We start from the raw sequence: 16,989 nt of genomic DNA on the forward strand, positions 1-16,989 counted from the left end.
GTGCTTTGAATTAGCGTACTTGGAGTCAGAGCTGCAAGTGTGGGAATGGTGCGCAAAACATCCGACCGTCGCGTGAAACGCAATCGAAAAGATTGTCATGACGGTCAGGAAATATTGGAGCATCAAGGACGACTCAAGAGTGTCGAGAAGGAGAGCGCACGTGCGCTCAAGCTCTTTGATCATATCGGTCAAATTGCACTCGGTCTAGATCATTTCTGCAGCGTTACGGGACCCGCGTGAATTCGATTCTTAGGATGAAACCCGCGAATCGAGCGTCTTTTCGCATGACTTATGGAGTCGATATCCGATTTGACACAGTTCCCGATGCAAATTCCTGCAGTCGCTCTCTTGAAGACGATGGTCGAACCATCGCAGAGGAATCACTCATCCAGCATTTTCGTGGTTTGGGGCGATTCTCCCGGTTTCTTCTCGCGTCCAATCAAGCGGACGAGGTCAGAGAGAACTTGCGGGAGGGCGATCCCGCCGGGAGTGGCCAGATATCGCGGTTCCCACACCGGGCGAAACTTATCTTTGTAGGAACGCAGTCCTTGAAAGTTGTAATAATGATCCCCGTTTCGATACAGCACTCCGACAGCTTTGTTCCACATCGGGGCATACGGGCGATCTTCGATTCCTGACAATGGGGCCATTCCCATGCTGAACCACTCATAGCCCTGCTGCTGTCCCCAGAAGATGAGTTCGAGGAACAGGAAGTCCATCAATCCGGAGGGGCCAGATGGGTCGTGACGCATGAGATCGACTGAGAATTCTTCGTTGTTCGCACCAAGCCAAAGATTGGCGAAGGCGAGAACCTTTTCGTTCTGTTTGACCACAGCACAGGGGAATCGCTGTAAATATTCCGCATCAAAGAATCCGAGCGAGAACCCTTTTTCGGCAGCATGTTTCTCCGCCAACCAGGCGTCGGAAACTTCTTTCAGACGAGGCAAATAGTCAGCCACGCGTTCTTTGGGAATCACTTCGAATTGACATTCGGCTTTGAGAATTCGATTTCGTGTCGAACGCATATTCTGGAAGTGGTGACCACTTAACGAGAATTCTCGGGCGCTGACTCGTCCTTCCTCTCCGAGCTTCAGAAACGTCAGCCCGTGGTCGACATACAGCGGCAACGAATCGGCACCGACTTGATAAAAGACCGGGCGTCCATTGTGAGAGTCGCACAACTCGCGAAATCTCCAGATGAGTTCCGGCCATCTTTCCGGAGGGCCAACGGGGTTGCCCATGGAAATCCAGGAACGGTTCTCAACTGCGTACATCAAGAAGGCGTCCTGAGCATCGCTGAACAGGAATCGCTTGTCGCCGAGAAGTGCCAGATTGGCACTCGTTCGAGTCGATTTCGCGATGATTTCCGAAGCCGTTTGGAGATCGGATTCGGTTGGAAGGCCGGACTTTCCCACTTTCGAAGGTGAGCAAATTCGACCGATCGTCCACAGCACCAGAAGTGCTGCGACGCCGACGCACGAGCGCAGAAATCGTGGGGCGTCGCCATGAATCGCGAATTCCCACCAGCGGTCACTTTGGATGTTTCCGTTTTTATAGATGAAGACTCCCAGCCACAAACAACTCAAAACGGAGATTGTAATTGTGCTGAACCAGCCGAACGAAAATCGTTCATGCAGCAATCTTCCCGGACGATTGAAGCGGTTTCGGCAGGAGACAAGGGAAAGGAGAACGAGGAGCAGAACAATTGCCTCCTGATAGTCGATCCCTTTTAACAGAGAAGTGAAGATGCCGATCGTCAACAGGCAGACGGCACCCCACCAGGCGGTGTCGAGTCGTCGTTGAAGGCCACGAGCGACCAGAATCAGAGCGCCACCAGCCAGACTTCCAACGAAATGCGAAACTTCCACGACGTGGAGGCCGACAAAATTCTCCAGCAGTTTCATATTTGATGAAACAGAAGGGATCGCTCCGGAAATCAGTAACACAATTCCCGCAAGGAATGTTGCCATTGCGAGTATTGTCGGTGCGATGGAAGTCACAATTCTTCCACTGCCGCGAACGATCGGTTGGACTTTGCTCAGCTGCCTGACCAGGCTCATGACCGCGATCAGAAGAGTCGCCACGAGCAGGGGAAGTAGGTAGTAGATGACTCGAAAAATCAGCAAAGCGGCGACAACGTCTTCTTTGTTTGTTGATCCGGTCAGCGTGAGAATCACCAGTTCGAAGACTCCCACTCCACCGGGAACATGAGTGAGCATGACTGCGATAATGGCCAGCAAATAGGCCCCCAGCAATTGGGGGAAGTTCATCGAGAAATCTGCAGGCATCAAGGAATACAGGCAGCCTGCAGCAAGAACGAGATCGGCCACGGAAACGCCGATTTGTGCCAGAGTGACTCCGAACTTTGGAAGACGGACGTCATGGCCTCGAATTCGAAGAGGTTTGTGAATGAAGGCGGTCAACAACAGATATCCCGCAGTGATTGCGATCAGCGTCCAACCTAAACCCTTCACAGCGTGAAACGGGAGATTCAATTGTTCTGGAATGACAATTGGGTCGATGACAAAGCTCAATCCTGCCGTCGCGATTTCCCCGATTCCGAACGTCAGCCCCAACATGAATGCGACTTGCATCACCTCGATCGAAGACAATCCCAGCGACGAATAAACGCGATACCGGACCGGCAAACCTCCGAGTGTGGCTCCGAAGTTGTATGTCGCAACAAATCCAGTGAATGAGGCAAACGCAACTTGTCGAAACGGAAGCGGATGATGGATGGAACTAAGGGCGAGCCAGTCGTATCCAATCAGAACGATGTAATTCGCTGTCGTCAGGCCAATGCACAGTGCAATCTTCCAGGTCGGAATGGATTGCAGACTCCCGCGGATATCAGCCCAGTTGTACCCTCGAAGTTGATGCCAGAGCAGAGCGGCTGCGCCAATAAAGACCAGTGTGGCAATGAGAGGCGCCAGTTGTTGGAGTCGATGTCTCAAGGCCAAAATCCTGTTTCGTCGCGTAGTGAGTTGATTTCCGAACGCTTGCTTTCATCGCTCTGTCTTGATCAGAAAAACTACGGAGCAAGTTGATTGAATGGTCGTTCGTGAAAGTTTGCAACAACTCGTTGAAAAACTCTTTAAAATCGACCTGAAGTCCCAAGAAATCGTGTTGTTTTCAGCTTCCGTCTTCGGCAGTGAAGACAGTTTGAAACGCTATTCTGACGCGTGTCAATGGGGGCCGCAACATGACCATGCTTTTGAAAAAGATTGATCTCGGATCTGCGGTCGAAGGACGGGTTTTTGTCGCATCAAGAGTCGCTGGGCGAAGCGGTACTCTCTGGAGTGGTATTCGGTTCTCCGGGATGGGAATCATTGGAGGAAGGCGATTCGGTGATTAGTCTGGCTGACCGATTGAATGTGAAGTAGTTCCAGATCCATTGCATCAGTACAAGCATTCTGTTTTCAAACTGAACAATCTGCATGAGATGGACGAGCAGCCACATCAACCAGGCAAAGAATCCGCAGTATTCGCGTTTCCCGATTTTCGCGACAGCGACTGAGCGCCCGAGTGTCGCCATACTTCCGCGATCTCGGTAGTGAAACACGTGGTCATGCTTCTTGTTGCGAGCGATGGAATCGATCCGTTTCGCGACAAATTGTCCCTGTTGCATGGCGACTGGAGCCAATCCTGGAAGAGGATGCCCGTCTTCGCCAGCGCAACTGGCGATGTCGCCAATCACGAATAATTCCGGATGACCCGAGATGGAAAGGTTCGGTTCGACAGGAATTCGGCCAGCACGATCACATTCCAGTCCTGCTGCTTCGGCCAGAAGTTTTCCGAGTGGATTGGCTTTGACACCAGCACCCCAGAGAACCGTGCGAGTTTTGAGAACTTCGGTTTTCTCAGCTGAATGGAGCGTTACGCGATCCGGAAGAATTTCGGTGACTTTCGTTTGAGTTCGGATTTCAATTCCGAGAGAGCGAACTTTTTCAGCTGCGCGATGACTCAATTGTTCAGGCATGTGTGCCAGAATATGAGGGGCAGCTTCAACCAGAACGATTCGAGCCTCTTTAGGGTCAATATGGTGAAAGTCATTCCTCAGAGTGTGATGGGCAATTTCCGCAAGTGCTCCTGCTAACTCGACTCCGGTTGGGCCTCCGCCAACGATCACGAACGTCATGAGTTCGGATCGTCGTTCGAGATCCGATTCTCGTTCGGCGCGCTCAAAAGACATAAAGATTCGCCGCCGAATTTCTGCGGCATCTTCGATGGTTTTGAGTCCGGGCGCCAGTTCCGACCATTCTTCGTGTCCGAAGTAGCTATGCGTGGCGCCCGCGGCCACAACGAGTTGATCGTACGGAAGTTCACCATCTCGAAGAATGACGACCTTCCGTTGGAGATCGAAACCGGTGACATCGGCCAGCAGGACTTCGCAGTTTTTCTGTTTTCGAAACATATAGCGGAGCGGTGTCGCGATGTTCGAAGTGGCGAGTCCGCCGGTGGCAACTTGATAGAGGAGTGGTTGAAACAGATGGAAGTTTCGCCGGTCGAGAAGAGTAACTTGGACCGGCGATCTTTTCAGGCGTTTGGCGACTTGAACACCACCGAACCCGCCTCCAATCACGACGACACGAGGGAATGAGCGTTCTGACTGATGATTCATTTCAACGGTTCTTGCTCAAAATGTTGTGAGTCAATGCTCGGAGCGGAGCCACTCGGAATCAAACTCACAGCACAGGATTGGATTTCAGTTCGAAAACGCTCAAACGGTTAATGGCTCGTTTCTGACAATATAGAAACTTAATTCAGAAAGAGAGTCAGTTTAATCCTGGAAACAGCAGACTTCTCTACTCGGCAAGCTTCTTCATGAAGGATTGAATGCCTGCGGAAGCGATTTCCGCGTCCTTTTCGCCGGTGGCTCCTCCAACTCCAACAGCTCCAATCACCTGACCTTCGACCACAATGGGGACTCCGCCGTAGAGAGTCGTCAGTTTTCCTCCGCTTGCGGATCCTGCTCTTTCCACGGCCAGGCTGAGATGTGTGTTGACTTCTTTGCCCGGAGGGAGCGGGCCTGTTGCTGTTCGCATTGTGGCTGCTGCCGTTGCTTTGGTCATTGAGGTATAGACGCTGGCTGGTCGGGTTCCATCCATTCGAGCGAACGCGATCAAGTGTCCTCCTTCGTCGACGACACTGATATTCACTTTTAAGTTCATTTCCTCTGCCTTCGTTCTGGCACGGGAAACAATATGTTCCGCTCCGGAAAGCGTGAGTCCGATCCGTTGCCGCTGAACCATCGGCGATGTCCTTTCCTTCGATGGATTGTCATCGGCGATCAGAAGAGTTGCCTGAAACAGAAGGCAAGCGGAGACAAGACCAGAAGAGACTGTGCAACGTGTCCGGGACATGAAGATCCTTGTGAGCTTAAAGGAAAACGCCTGGGGAAGACTGGTCAATTGACGGCTTGATGACCACTTGTCGCTGCGCCTGTGAATGGCACAGTCGCCAGCGAAATTCGATCGAACGCGAAACAGGATTGCAACCCTGAGGGAAAGAAGTTGACGGTCGCGAAGCGTGTCGTCTTCAACTGTTTGTTGTCGCAGACAAGCCGACGAACAGATTGCACACGAGGAGTTCGATTGTCCTCTACAAAACGAAGAAACGCTGGGACTCACATGAGTCCCAGCGTCGATGGTTGGAGTTTCGATTTCGACGGAGTTCGGTTTTCGAAGTCGATTAGTTCTTGTTGAAGTAGAGTGTCAAACCCTGGTCTTGAAGATTCACACAGAGGCAACCGTTTTCAAACCAGAATGGAAGCTCCTGAATTCCTTCGTTCGTTTCCATGACGAGCAGTCCGCTGCTGTTCGCGACATACGCTCCTCGTTCGATTTCCTTGGACTGCTGACCGTACTGGTCAATGATTGTTGTCTGCATTCCGTACTCTCCCTGAGCAGTGAAGTGGACGACCATGTGGATTTGATATCCGTTCAAGTTGTCCTGCAGTGACCAGGTTCCGACGATTGGTGTAAATGCACTTCCGGGTTCTGGAACGTACGAAACTTGTTGTGATTGCTGCTGCTGCTGAGTTTGCTGTTGTGGGTACTGCTGTTGAGGCTGAGCCACGGGAGCAGGCGATGATCCTCCGAGACCTCTGAGGCTGTTTGGGAGAGGATTGATGGACTGCACGTAGGCGACATCCATATCCGTCGAGTAATTCAAAACTCTCGCGACGCTTCCTTGAACGTCTTCACCTGTCGTCCCCGGGAAGATGATGACAACGGTTTTTGCCCCTTCGAGGATAAACCGATTCGTCATGACGATGCCGCGTTCGAAGTCGACAACCCATCCGGCCGTCGCGAATTTGTTGTCTTCAGCATCAACCGCGATGACCTGGACCATTGACTGGGAGATTCGGTCAGCAAGCTCAGTGGGGACATCTGGATTGTTAGGTGAATGAGCGGAAAACCGGTCGGAGTTCGAAGGTGGATTGGAAGGCGTGGTCTGAGCAGGCTGTGTTGAACGACCGCCTGAATTGCTTGGAGCTTCGAGTCCCCAGGCTTCGTATTCCGCAGCAGTCGAACCATTGGTTGCTGCGAAGATTGGCTGGAAGCTGGTGAGCGAGACGCTGACGATCAGGACAGCGACGAGAATGCGGTTTGAAAAGAAACTGAACAGGTTGTTGTGGAGTGAAAAGCACATGATTTGAATCCCGTTTGTAGGTGGTGAGTGTTGTGGAGACACCACCAGTACAGGCGGGCAAAGCAGCTGTGACACCGCAGCCGGCAATTTTTTGAAATTCTCTTCGAGACAAGGAAATTTCGCGGTATTTCTCGTTGGCAAGAGATGAGATTCGTCCTCTTCGCAGATTTCGGATCGTCTCTCGTGTTGGTTTCCATCAACTCGTATTTGCAAATGAATTCAGTCTGAGGTCGGGCTGAATCAACTGAAATAAGCTGTCTCTTCTGTAAGAGAATGGCCGGCCAGTTCGTCTTTGCGGTCTAAAACGACAGCACATTCAGACTTCCGATATTGCCTCATTCGTCTCTTGCAGATTGTTCATGTTGAGGACGATTCACATTCAAATTTCTCGTGCTGACGGGACGGGTCGTGAATCGGAAGAACTTGTCGGAAGGCCGCTCAGATTAGGACAAACCCTAAAAGACAGGGGTGAGTGCGCCGGATAGTCTGTGAATCGAAAGTCGAGTTACCAAGAGTTGTACAACCGCTGATCAAAACGGTGACTCGGCAGTCTCGTTCTCTCACTCTCTTTACTAAGGTGTCTACGATGAAAACTGGTTTGCGGTATCGAGTTCGTCTTCTGGTTGCAGCTGTGGTTTCGTCTGTGGCGATTGGTTCAGCGGGCGTTGCCCAGGCTGAAATCATCAGCGCGGATAGCTCAGCCTATGGAGCAAATGTTGACCTCGGAATTGGCCTCTCACTGACGCCATTGGATTCGATCGTTTCTGCTGGTGTTGGACCGATTCCAGTTGTGTCTGGAAACGCTCCTGCAAGTTACAATGATGCTCAGAGTCTCGCCTCTGTGAATGCGAATGGTTCGATCAGTCTCCTCGGTTTGGGACCCGTGGATCTGATCGACTTTAATACGGGTGTTCTGGATGTGAATGCTCAGTCGAACGTCGACGGAACTCCTGGAAGCAAGACCACCTCAGCGAGTGCGACCGTCAATGACGTCTCACTTCTGAACTCCAGCCTTCTCGGAATCGTCCTTCAGTCAGTTGTTTCTCTTGATGCAACGCAGATTCATCGACTGCGACCGTTGCTGGCGATAGTGGTGCTCTTGTCGCGACAGGAACGACCACCATTACAGGAACCCATGGTGTTTCGGGAAATCAGGCACTCCTCACAGTTCTCGGCGTGGACTTCCTCCTGGAGTCTTCACCAATGGCGAACACACCGATCCTCACAATCGATGCATCGGTTGCTGGATTGGTTGGAATGCAGGGATCGATCGATGTCATTCTGAATGAACAGATTGTCACTGGCGACATGTCCACAGAAGCTGGAATCAGTGTTAACGCTCTGGCTCTGCGGTTTAACGACGTCGGCGTGAGCATCGGTGCTCTTGGAGCGGGACTCTTGAACGGGGAAGTGATCATCTCCCACTCAGAAGCTTCGATGCAGGCCAGTGCTCAACCTGTTCCAGAACCAGGTTCCATGGCACTTCTCGCTTGTGGATTGTGCAGCTGTGCAGGCTACAACATTCGCCGACGAGCCAAGCGTTCTTAATTTGAGTTGTTCTCATCGGTGCAATCGCCTGAACGGAACAGTTCATCAAGTCAATGTTCCCCTCCTCTGACGTTGAGAAGGCTGTTTCAACTCAGGCTTTGATGAGTGACTCTCCACTTGAAAAAAGGCAGTTTTCCTTCTTGTTACACAGGAAGGTTAACTGCCTTTCCTTTTTGATTCGAAAAGCTTCACATTCCGGTTATGCGGAAGAATTCGTTTGACCTGAATCGAAATGTCAGTCGAGGCGTTCAGGATCAAATGGATTGAAGGAAGTTGCAGAGAACCAGTTGTGGCGTATTTTTCCAAGAGATGACCTTCGTAAGTCAATTTGAGGAGTGTTTCTGTGCCGGTACAACCAACCCCGACTGTATATATCGTTGATGATGATCATCAAATGCGCGGTTTAATCGTTAATATCGTTAAATCCGTAAAGTTGAACTCTCGAGTGTTCGCCTCCGCTGATGAGTTTGTTTCTGAATACGATGGACAGCCGGGCTGCCTCATTTCCGACTTTAAGATGCCGGGAATGAATGGTCTCGAACTTTTGGAGTCGCCGAACTCCCTCGGGATCTGTCTTCCGTGCATTCTGATTACCGGACATGCCGATGTTCCGCTCGCGGTACGAGCGATGAAGTCTCACGCCGTCGACATGATTGAGAAGCCTTTTCTTCCACAGTTCCTGATTGAAAGTGTTCTCAAAGCGATCGAACTCGATGAACGAAGCCGGGAATCGAGTGAAAGATCTTTGGAAATTGGACGCGCGATTGAATCATTGACGTCCCGTGAGAAAGAAGTTCTCGAAGGTGTCGTTTCAGGAATGGCCAACAAACAGATGGCTTACAAATTGGACGTGTCTACGAAAACCATCGAAGTGCACCGCCGAAACATGATGCAGAAGATGCGATTTCATTGGGTCGCTGAACTCGTCAGAGCGGTGACTGAACACCGGATCCTTCAGGCTGAAAGTACTGGAGTCTGACGTCACATCGGAAGGAGTTTTTCAGTTCCGGAAGTGACGCTATCGATTGCAATCATTATGGAAAACTGGTCATCACTGGGCGGGGCATCGGAAGACGTCGCCATTCTTCGATCTCGCTACGACACACTCTTGCAACGAATCGTGTCGCTGGCTCTGACGACGCAAGACTTCGACGCATTCGAAGCGGATGTGTTGCGAAGACTGGATGTCGAATTTGGTGGAGTCGCTGCAGCGGTTTGGGATTTCGATCAGGAAACGAAGAGATGGAAGATCATCCACAAATCTCCATCATGGGATGCTTTGACGCCAAACCTGACAGCAGTTGCGGCTGGCTCAAGCGACTTCCGATATTCGATTGAAACCCGCATCCCCGGACAGTTGGAACCGTATCTGTTTGCGATCAATGCCCGGAGTGAGCGAACGGCAGGTCTTCTATCGTCCCGCAAACAGGACTCGTTGACGGAACGAGACCTTCCGAAGACTCAGCTTGTGATCATCGATCCTCAAGGAAAGAAAGATCGGCCGAATCGAGAAGTGCTTCAGCGATTTGCTGACTCCTTTTCTCTCGCACGCCAAATGGTCAATCAGCGGGTGTCGAGCCATTTTAGCGCTCGAGTTCACTCAGCGCTGGTCGTCACGTCGCCGGTGCCTGTGGTGACATGTTCGCCGGAAGGCATTGTTCTCGAGTGTAATCGGGCTTCAGAGAATGTGTTCGGGATCAGGAACGCAGACGTTCAGGGAAGACCGGTCGCAGAAATCGGGGCCGGTGACTTTCGTGAGATGTCGCGACAGTGTTCGGAGAATCGACTTCCCGTTCAACGATGCGTGAAGTGGAATTCGCCCAGCGGAGAGAGTTGGAGCATGGACGTCACGATGTGTCCGGTCCTTTCTGCCTCCGACGAAGTCGTCTCTTTGACCCTCATTGCCAATGATCGATCTTCCCTCGACCTTTCGCTTCGAGGGCAAAAGTGTCAGGAAGAAATCTGTTCGATCCTCGCAGAGTCCGGAACTTTGGCCGAGTGTTGGCCAGAAGTTCTGCGATGTTTATGCACATCGTTGCAGTTTGATGAGGGAAGTGTCTGGTCAACGGGGCACTTGAGTTTGTGGCTCGATGGAATCAGTCCTTTGAAGGGATGGGCGGGCAAGCAACGGTCCGGCCGATTGATGACTTTTCAGACGCTGTTCGCCAAGCAATCCAGCGAAGAGCCATCGCGTCAACGGATCAGTCGTTTGGGGTTTCGAAACAGGAGACAAGCGGAACTTCCGAGGTGCGCCTGTCGCGTGTCAGTGAAGTCGTTGTTCCGATCCAGCATGACGAGCGCGTTCATTCGATCCTCATTCTTCGTGGGGCTCTGAGTCCCCGAAAACGCGAGTTGGTGCTCGGAATTTGCAAGGTGATTTCCGATGTTGTCCGGTGCGTTCTTGCTCGTGATCTGAATGCAGCTTCTGCGAAAGCGAATAAAGATTCCCAACGACAATCCGCCAAGATGCAGGCACTCGGGTTGATTGCGGGAGAGATCGCCCACGACTTCAATAACCTGTTGACGGTCATGATGGGCAATTGCGATCTCGTTCGGTCATTGCTTCCGGAAGACTCGGCGGAAAGTTCAATGATCGGTGAAGTCTCAGAGGCTGTCGATCGCGCAGGAGTTTTGACCAAGCGGATTCTGTCGTTCAGTCGAAAGTGTGGAAGCGACCCGAAAGTTATTCATGCGAGTGAACAGATCCGCAGACTGTCTGGAATGCTTCAGATGATCGCCGGCAGACAAGTGGAGTTCGACACGAAACTTGGCGACTACGTCTATCCGATCCTTCTGGACCCTGTCGAATTTGAGCAAATCCTGATCAATCTGACGGCAAATGCCCGTGACGCGATGGAGGGAAAGGGAACAATCTCCATTGCCACCTCCAACGTCCGGCTCTCTCCACGAGATGTCCGCGACCACAAAGGAGCCTATCCGGGTGAGTATCTGCTCATTCAGTTTGAAGACAACGGTTGCGGGATGGATGCCCGCACGAAGTCACAAGTCTTCGAACCGTTCTTTACAACGAAGAAGGAAGAGCAGGGGACCGGGATCGGGTTAATGACCGTTCACGGGATCGTGAATCGCGCTCGAGGGCTGATTCGTCTCGAGAGTCAGGTCGGAGCAGGCACACGGTTTTCGATTTACCTTCCAAGACAATCCGATGGAATTGCTCCGTCCTCTCTCCAGAAAAATGTTGCTCCCAAGCGGAAGAGTACCGAACGTATTCTGGTCGTTGAAGATGACAGCGTCCTCAGACGACTGTTGACTCGAATTCTTGAAGTCCACGGTTTTCGCGTGACCGCCTTTGCAGAAGGAAGAGACGCACTGACCGCTTTCAAAGAGGCGCCGGAAGAGTTCGATCTCGTATTGTCAGACATCATGATGCCCGGGATGTCCGGATTCGAAGTTGCAGAACAGGTTCGAGAAATCGTTCCGGGTGTTCAGGTGATTCTCATGACCGGTTTCGGTGACATTCTGGAGAGTTCGGAAGCCGCATCGGCAAACGTTCCCATCCTCACAAAGCCATTTACGAGTACATCTCTGCTTCACACCATCTTCACAACTCTTGACGGGGAATCAGAGGATTCCTCTTCTCCGACGCCGAGCGAACAGAACATCAGTCATCCTGAAGTGATCGGTACGTGATGCGTATCTGAAGGACAGTGAAAGTTCGCTGAACTTTTGGTTGAATGAGATCAATAAGCAGTGATCCGAGAGTTGAGAAACGATTCTTTTCCCAACCCATGCGCTGTGGGCAATTTGTCAGAGAAGGGGGGTGAGCGCATCTGGGGCGTTTGTCTCGACGTTGACTGCCAGCGAGACCTCCCTCAAACAGACGAAAAACGTCGAGTTCGCCGATTGAATGGATGCCGGTGATGCCGGTCACTCGGTATGCTGGAGTTGTTGGCTTCGGGAGCCAGAAACCCCGCTGGATCGATTCAGAAATTGCTTGCAATCGCGACTTTGCAGAACTACGTTCCAAATGCGTTTTGGTCTCAAACGATCGCCACCGTTGCGCAGATCGAAAACGGACTTCGATGCAATAATTTGTCACCAATTTATTGCGGCTGAACTGCCGGGATCTACGGAATCAACGTCGAATAAGAGACCGATTCATCGAAACAAAACGCATTTCTGTTGAGATCGTGATAATCCAACTTTCGAGCCTTAGTCGCTGAAGGTTTAGAGATCGTTCTCTCCTGAAGGAATTGCGAACGCTCGGTCAACAATGCCGAGTGCAAAAGAAACTGAGGAATCCCCATGGCTGATCGGACAACGATCCTTGAATGCATCTACACTGCCATCAACGAAACCAACGAAATGCTCCCTGCGGAGTCTCGTCTGGAACCCCAGGAATCGGAGAAAGTGACCGGGGAAGAGGCAAAGATCGACTCATTAGGTTTCGTGACGTTGCTGGTTGCGATTGAACGTGAAGTGGAAGCAAAAACCGGCGGATGTCCGAATCTCGCTGAAGAATTGACCGAAGCTGATGTCGAACTGACCACCATCGGAGACATTGCAGGTTTTATTTCCGAACGTACTTGAGACACTTCCCAATCGGTGACGTGACGGCCTGCCACGCGGACGGCAAATGAGCTGGAATGGTTCGCGAACACTTTTCGATTTGAACTTTGCCAACTCGCACGAACAATCTTCGCGAATCAGAATCAATCACCTTCAATGACTTGGTCCTATGAGTAATTCCGAACACGTCCTGATTCTTTCCGACTTCAATGCCGAGATGATGGCAGGTCTGATGTCCAATGACGTCGAATCCCCAGCTGTGAGCGCGAAGACTGGCGGTTTCGGTCAGGTCTCGTCAGTCCTGGTTAATTCAGGTCATCCTGCCTGGGAAGACAAGACAGCTGCCATTGTCTGGACGCATCCGGAAAGTGTCAGCCAGGTTTTCGTCCGCGCGAAGTTGATGGAGTCCGTTGATCACGCGGAAGCACTTCGGGAAGTTGACAAGTTCTGTGATGAGATCGAAGCAGCAAGTTCACGGGTTCAGACGATGCTCGTGACAACGTGGAGTCTGCCGGATCGAAGCCGCGGCTATGGAATGCTCGATTTCCGACAGAACCTGGGAATCCGGTCGCTGCTGGCGAGTATGAATCAGCGGCTGGCGGAACGCCTCGGAAGTCATCCCGGAATCTTTCTGCTCGATTCAAGCCCCTGGCTGTCCGCAAGTGGCGCTTACGATCCAAAAATGTGGTACCTCGCGAAAGTGCCATTTTCGAAAGATGTGTTCAAAGCTGCTGTTAAAGACGTCAAAGCTGCACTCCGCGGGATGAAGGGACTCGCGAGGAAAGTCGTGATCTGTGATTTGGACGATACTCTCTGGGGGGGAATCGTTGGCGAAGTCGGCTGGGAGAATCTACGCCTCGGAGGGCACGATCCCATTGGCGAAGCTCTTGTCGACTTTCAAAAACAATTGAAAGCATTGACGAGAAGAGGAGTCATTCTCGCCATCGTCAGTAAAAACACGGAAGAAATTGCTCTCGAAGCGATCGAGAGTCATCCGGAAATGGTCCTCCGCAAAGCAGATTTTGCGGGCTGGCGAATCAACTGGACGGACAAAGCTCAAAACATTGCCGACCTGATGAAAGAGCTGAATCTCGGAATCAACTCGGCAGTCTTCCTCGATGACAACCCCGTGGAGAGAGCCCGTGTCGCGGAAGCTCTCCCTGAGGTTTTAGTCGTCGATATGCCGAAAGATAAAATGCTCTATCCTCAAACATTGGCTCAGCTCGATTGTTTCGATACGCCGACCCTCAGTGAAGAGGATCGGAAACGTGCTGAAATGTATCAGCTTGAAAGAGAACGCCGCGCCGCTCAGCAGCAGGCGGACGATGTTGGCTCGATGGATGAATGGCTTCACAGCCTCGAAATGAGTGTTCAAATCGAACCGCTGCAGGAAGCAAATCAGCAGCGGATTGGACAGCTGTTAAACAAAACGAATCAGATGAATCTCTCGACACGCCGGATGTCGGAAAGCGAACTGGTCGAATGGGCGTCTGCACCCAATCGTGGCCTTTGGGGATTTCGGGTCGCTGATAAATTCGGGGATGCCGGGCTGACCGGAATCGCAAGTTGCGAAATCGACGGAGAGACTGCGGAAATCGTCGATTTCATTTTGAGTTGCCGGGTCATGGGGCGACGCGTTGAAGAGACGATGGTTCATCACGTCGTGGGATTCGCCAGCCAGAATGGAGTGAAGAAAATCAAGGCTCGCTATCAGCCGACAGCGAAGAACGCTCCGTGCCTCAAATTCTGGCGTCAGTCAGGATTCGAAGAACTTGAGAACGAGACCTTTGCCTGGGACTGTTCCAATCCCTATCCGCAACACGAGGCGATCGAACTGAAGATTCTAGAGGCGACGGAAACGATCCCGGGGAAGTAAATCGGACAGACTTAAAGCCGTTTTGACGGTCCGCAATGTGACCGTCAGTTCAGCTTCTCAATCTGAAGATGATGAAAAAGAATTCCTAACTCCTATGACTCGCATTTTCTTCAGAGATGATGACGTTGGTGATCTTACTGAGCCGCTCGAACGGTTCGTGAGTCTCTTTCTCGAAAGAGAACTGCCTGTTAATTATCAGGTCGTCCCGGAGTTTCTTACGGATGCCGGTGTTAACTTTATAGTCGAAAAACAACGCTCAAATTCTAACTTGATCCGTCTTAACCAGCATGGATTGAAGCACTCGCAACTCCTGAAGGGTAAGCATTCCTGGAGTGAGTTCGCGGGCGGAAGACCCTATGAAGATCAGCTGCGCGATATTCAAACCGGTCGGCAAATCCTGGAAGAACGGTTCGGAAGTTCCTTCGACGGCTCAATCTTCACTCCGCCACAACATAAGTACGATCGCAACACTCTAAAAGCACTCAAAGCCACCGGTTTTGAAACTCTCTCTGCGTCGTATTATCCGAACACAAAAAACGAAACGATTTATCGTGTCGGAAAGCTTCTCGGTTTCTCTTCGCTTCAGTCGCGGGGGATCTCGCGTCACGGAGAAACAAGAAGCGATTGCGGTCTCTACGAACTCTCCGTTTCTGTTTTTGCGGACGATGGAAGTCATCGAGTCGAGAAGCTGGAGGCACTCCTCGAACAGGTTTCGAATGCCCGAAGCCGCGTCAATGACGTCGGAGTGATGTTGCACCACCCAGCTTGGGTCACTGAAAAAGACTTCGATTTCTTAAATCGATTCCTCGATCAACTCCAGCAAATGGAAGATGTGTCCTTCCATTCGATGAATGATTTGGTACCGAAATCATGAGCTTCAAGTACTGCGAATACTCCCAGGAACATGTTCCTTACGTGCAGCGGTTCAACAAGCGGTTGAAAGACGGAGGAAGCACTTGGGAGTTCTACGAAGACCCAACCCCATCATGGCTGGCGAAAACCGGAGACGGTGCTGACCATGTCTGGAGAGAACTTTATGTCGCTGTGGAAAATGGGGAAGAAGTTCGTGGGGCGTTCTGTCTGAAGCCTCAGAAGTTTATTGTTAACGGTGAAGAAACGATGCTCGCTTCCTGGCAGGGGCCGGTTAGCGAAGGCATTGTCGACAACAAGTACAACATGCTCGGCTTCCTGATGATGCGGGAGTTGGAACGTCGGGAGCCGCGTCTCGTCGCCTGGGGAGTCAGTGCAAGTTTGAAGGAACTTCTCGACCGTCTTCGGTGGGAAGCGTTCGGAACACCGGTCGTTCTCGATATTGTTCATCCCTTCCGTTTCCTTCGACAGAATGCCTTCCTGCGGACAAGTCGTGTGAAGCGAGCGGTCTGCGATCTCCTTGCTTTCACCGGAGCGGGATTTGTCGGAGCGAAACTCGCGCAGCTTGCGTGGAGAATTCGAGGGCAATACCAACGCAAGCGCGGTTTTCAGGTGACGACCGAACCAAAATTCGCAGAATGGGCAGATGAACTCTGGGCGGAAGTACGCAATAATTATCAAGTGATTGCTGACCGAAGTGCTGTCTCACTCAATCAGTTAATGCCGACCGGAGACTGGCCGAACGTTACAATCCTTCGCCTTGCAGAAAATGAAAACGGGAAAACTGTTGGCTGGATCGCTGTAAGGTTACAACAGTTAGAAGATGACAAGCGGTTCGGGAACCTGAAAGTTGGATCGCTGGTCGACTTTCTTTCGCTTCCTGGATGGGAGGCAACAGTCGTTGAACAGGCACGGGAGCATCTTCGGAAGCAGGGGGCTGATGTCATTGTGGGAAACCTGACTCACCGTGACTGGATTGCCGCTTGCGAAGCATGTGGGTTTCTCTCAATCGCTGACCGGCGTCTGCTGTATGTTTCTCCGAAGCTTGTAAAGTCAGTAGGAAGCCCCATCAAGGAATGGGGCCCTGAGACGCACCTGACACTCATCGACGGTGACGGACCTCTAGGGCTTTAATTGAACCGGAAGTACACGTCAGCGGTAAGGTGATAGTACGTCGGGAATTAATTCGCTCATCTTCTGTTCTGAATGATTGAGTGTAAGCGTTAAATGTTATTTTCGATTAACTCTCGTTCATGATTTCATTGTCTCGCTGTTCACAAAGCCATTCTGGGTGAAGAACTCTCGAGTACACGATGCGTGCCGATTCTTGCTAATCGTGGTTCTTGTGGGGGGACTGACACAAAGCCAGCCAACGAGTGCTGAGGGTCGACATTGCCTCGTTTAGTGGCAATGCTCGGAACTCGACGATACCGTGCATTAGTGAATCCAATTCAACGAACCTCTGCTTCGATGGACGCAACGCGCATGAGTGGCTGCAGCCTGCATGATTC

The 16,989-nt window shown here is 51.5% G+C and carries 14 protein-coding genes; 10 read left to right on the forward strand and 4 right to left on the reverse strand.

From position 1 onward, the window contains the following. Positions 1 to 380 precede the first annotated feature (380 nt). Complete coding sequence (gene mprF, locus KOR42_RS15950) at positions 381 to 2,954, reverse strand: bifunctional lysylphosphatidylglycerol flippase/synthetase MprF (RefSeq protein ID WP_146510842.1); 2,574 nt, start codon at positions 2,952 to 2,954, stop codon at positions 381 to 383. Positions 2,955 to 3,051: 97 nt separating this feature from the next. Between mprF and KOR42_RS26730 the strand changes: the two genes are divergently transcribed. Then, positions 3,052 to 3,228, forward strand: coding sequence for a hypothetical protein (locus KOR42_RS26730; RefSeq protein ID WP_197441249.1), 177 nt, complete (start codon positions 3,052 to 3,054; stop codon positions 3,226 to 3,228). Positions 3,229 to 3,265: 37 nt separating this feature from the next. Here the strand turns inward: KOR42_RS26730 and KOR42_RS15955 are convergent, their stop codons facing one another. The 3 genes from KOR42_RS15955 to KOR42_RS15965 all read right to left on the reverse strand — a co-directional run bounded on the left by KOR42_RS15955 (position 3,266) and on the right by KOR42_RS15965 (position 6,654). Continuing rightward, positions 3,266 to 4,621 carry an NAD(P)/FAD-dependent oxidoreductase gene (locus tag KOR42_RS15955; protein WP_146510843.1) on the reverse strand — a complete coding sequence of 452 codons (1,356 nt, stop codon included), beginning with the start codon at positions 4,619 to 4,621 and terminating at the stop codon, positions 3,266 to 3,268. Positions 4,622 to 4,805: 184 nt separating this feature from the next. Then, positions 4,806 to 5,363, reverse strand: a complete 558-nt coding sequence (locus tag KOR42_RS15960) for a GlcG/HbpS family heme-binding protein (protein WP_146510844.1) — start codon at positions 5,361 to 5,363, stop codon at positions 4,806 to 4,808. Between the two features lie 328 nt (positions 5,364 to 5,691). Then, entirely contained in the window at positions 5,692 to 6,654 is a 963-nt protein-coding gene (locus KOR42_RS15965; RefSeq protein ID WP_146510845.1) for a hypothetical protein, read from the reverse strand. 586 nt (positions 6,655 to 7,240) lie between these two features. Here KOR42_RS15965 and KOR42_RS15970 point away from each other — a divergent pair. The 9 genes from KOR42_RS15970 (at position 7,241) to KOR42_RS16010 (ending at position 16,612) form a co-directional block, all read left to right on the forward strand. Continuing rightward, positions 7,241 to 7,939 carry a hypothetical protein gene (locus KOR42_RS15970; protein WP_146510846.1) on the forward strand — a complete coding sequence of 233 codons (699 nt, stop codon included), beginning with the start codon at positions 7,241 to 7,243 and terminating at the stop codon, positions 7,937 to 7,939. Further along, positions 7,912 to 8,202: a PEP-CTERM sorting domain-containing protein gene (locus tag KOR42_RS15975; protein ID WP_197441250.1), complete on the forward strand. Its 291-nt coding sequence runs from the start codon at positions 7,912 to 7,914 to the stop codon at positions 8,200 to 8,202. The genes KOR42_RS15970 and KOR42_RS15975 overlap by 28 nt, the downstream gene beginning before the upstream one ends. A gap of 343 nt (positions 8,203 to 8,545) precedes the next feature. Next, on the forward strand, positions 8,546 to 9,181 hold the full coding sequence (locus KOR42_RS15980) for a response regulator transcription factor (protein WP_146510848.1): 636 nt from the start codon (positions 8,546 to 8,548) through the stop codon (positions 9,179 to 9,181). 33 nt (positions 9,182 to 9,214) lie between these two features. Beyond that, the gene (locus KOR42_RS15985; protein ID WP_146510849.1) at positions 9,215 to 10,537 is read left to right on the forward strand and encodes a PAS domain-containing protein; all 1,323 of its coding nucleotides are present in this window, start codon (positions 9,215 to 9,217) and stop codon (positions 10,535 to 10,537) included. Beyond that, positions 10,450 to 11,853, forward strand: a complete 1,404-nt coding sequence (locus KOR42_RS15990) for a response regulator (RefSeq protein WP_197441251.1) — start codon at positions 10,450 to 10,452, stop codon at positions 11,851 to 11,853. The genes KOR42_RS15985 and KOR42_RS15990 overlap by 88 nt, the downstream gene beginning before the upstream one ends. Positions 11,854 to 12,468: 615 nt before the next feature. Further along, a complete protein-coding gene (locus KOR42_RS15995; protein WP_146510851.1) occupies positions 12,469 to 12,753 on the forward strand; it encodes a hypothetical protein in 285 nt (94 codons plus the stop codon). 148 nt (positions 12,754 to 12,901) lie between these two features. Continuing rightward, entirely contained in the window at positions 12,902 to 14,608 is a 1,707-nt protein-coding gene (locus KOR42_RS16000) for an HAD-IIIC family phosphatase (RefSeq protein WP_146510852.1), read from the forward strand. Between the two features lie 94 nt (positions 14,609 to 14,702). After that, positions 14,703 to 15,482 carry a DUF2334 domain-containing protein gene (locus KOR42_RS16005; RefSeq protein WP_146510853.1) on the forward strand — a complete coding sequence of 260 codons (780 nt, stop codon included), beginning with the start codon at positions 14,703 to 14,705 and terminating at the stop codon, positions 15,480 to 15,482. Next, entirely contained in the window at positions 15,479 to 16,612 is a 1,134-nt protein-coding gene (locus KOR42_RS16010) for a hypothetical protein (protein WP_146510854.1), read from the forward strand. The genes KOR42_RS16005 and KOR42_RS16010 overlap by 4 nt, the downstream gene beginning before the upstream one ends. The last annotated feature ends 377 nt before the right edge of the window (positions 16,613 to 16,989 follow it).

Source organism: Thalassoglobus neptunius (assembly GCF_007859735.1).
Taxonomy (GTDB): domain Bacteria; phylum Planctomycetota; class Planctomycetia; order Planctomycetales; family Planctomycetaceae; genus Thalassoglobus; species Thalassoglobus neptunius.

Excerpts from the sequence above, each read along its gene's own strand:
- KOR42_RS15960 (WP_146510844.1), bottom strand. The coding sequence starts at position 5,363 with ATGTCCCGGACACGTTGCACAGTCTCTTCTGGTCTTGTCTCCGCTTGC.
- KOR42_RS15955 (WP_146510843.1), bottom strand. The coding sequence starts at position 4,621 with ATGAATCATCAGTCAGAACGCTCATTCCCTCGTGTCGTCGTGATTGGA.
- KOR42_RS26730 (WP_197441249.1), top strand. The coding sequence starts at position 3,052 with ATGGTCGTTCGTGAAAGTTTGCAACAACTCGTTGAAAAACTCTTTAAA.
- KOR42_RS15965 (WP_146510845.1), bottom strand. The coding sequence starts at position 6,654 with ATGTGCTTTTCACTCCACAACAACCTGTTCAGTTTCTTTTCAAACCGC.
- KOR42_RS16005 (WP_146510853.1), top strand. The coding sequence starts at position 14,703 with ATGACTCGCATTTTCTTCAGAGATGATGACGTTGGTGATCTTACTGAG.
- KOR42_RS16000 (WP_146510852.1), top strand. The coding sequence starts at position 12,902 with ATGAGTAATTCCGAACACGTCCTGATTCTTTCCGACTTCAATGCCGAG.
- KOR42_RS15975 (WP_197441250.1), top strand. The coding sequence starts at position 7,912 with ATGCAGGGATCGATCGATGTCATTCTGAATGAACAGATTGTCACTGGC.
- KOR42_RS15995 (WP_146510851.1), top strand. The coding sequence starts at position 12,469 with ATGGCTGATCGGACAACGATCCTTGAATGCATCTACACTGCCATCAAC.
- KOR42_RS16010 (WP_146510854.1), top strand. The coding sequence starts at position 15,479 with ATGAGCTTCAAGTACTGCGAATACTCCCAGGAACATGTTCCTTACGTG.
- KOR42_RS15970 (WP_146510846.1), top strand. The coding sequence starts at position 7,241 with ATGAAAACTGGTTTGCGGTATCGAGTTCGTCTTCTGGTTGCAGCTGTG.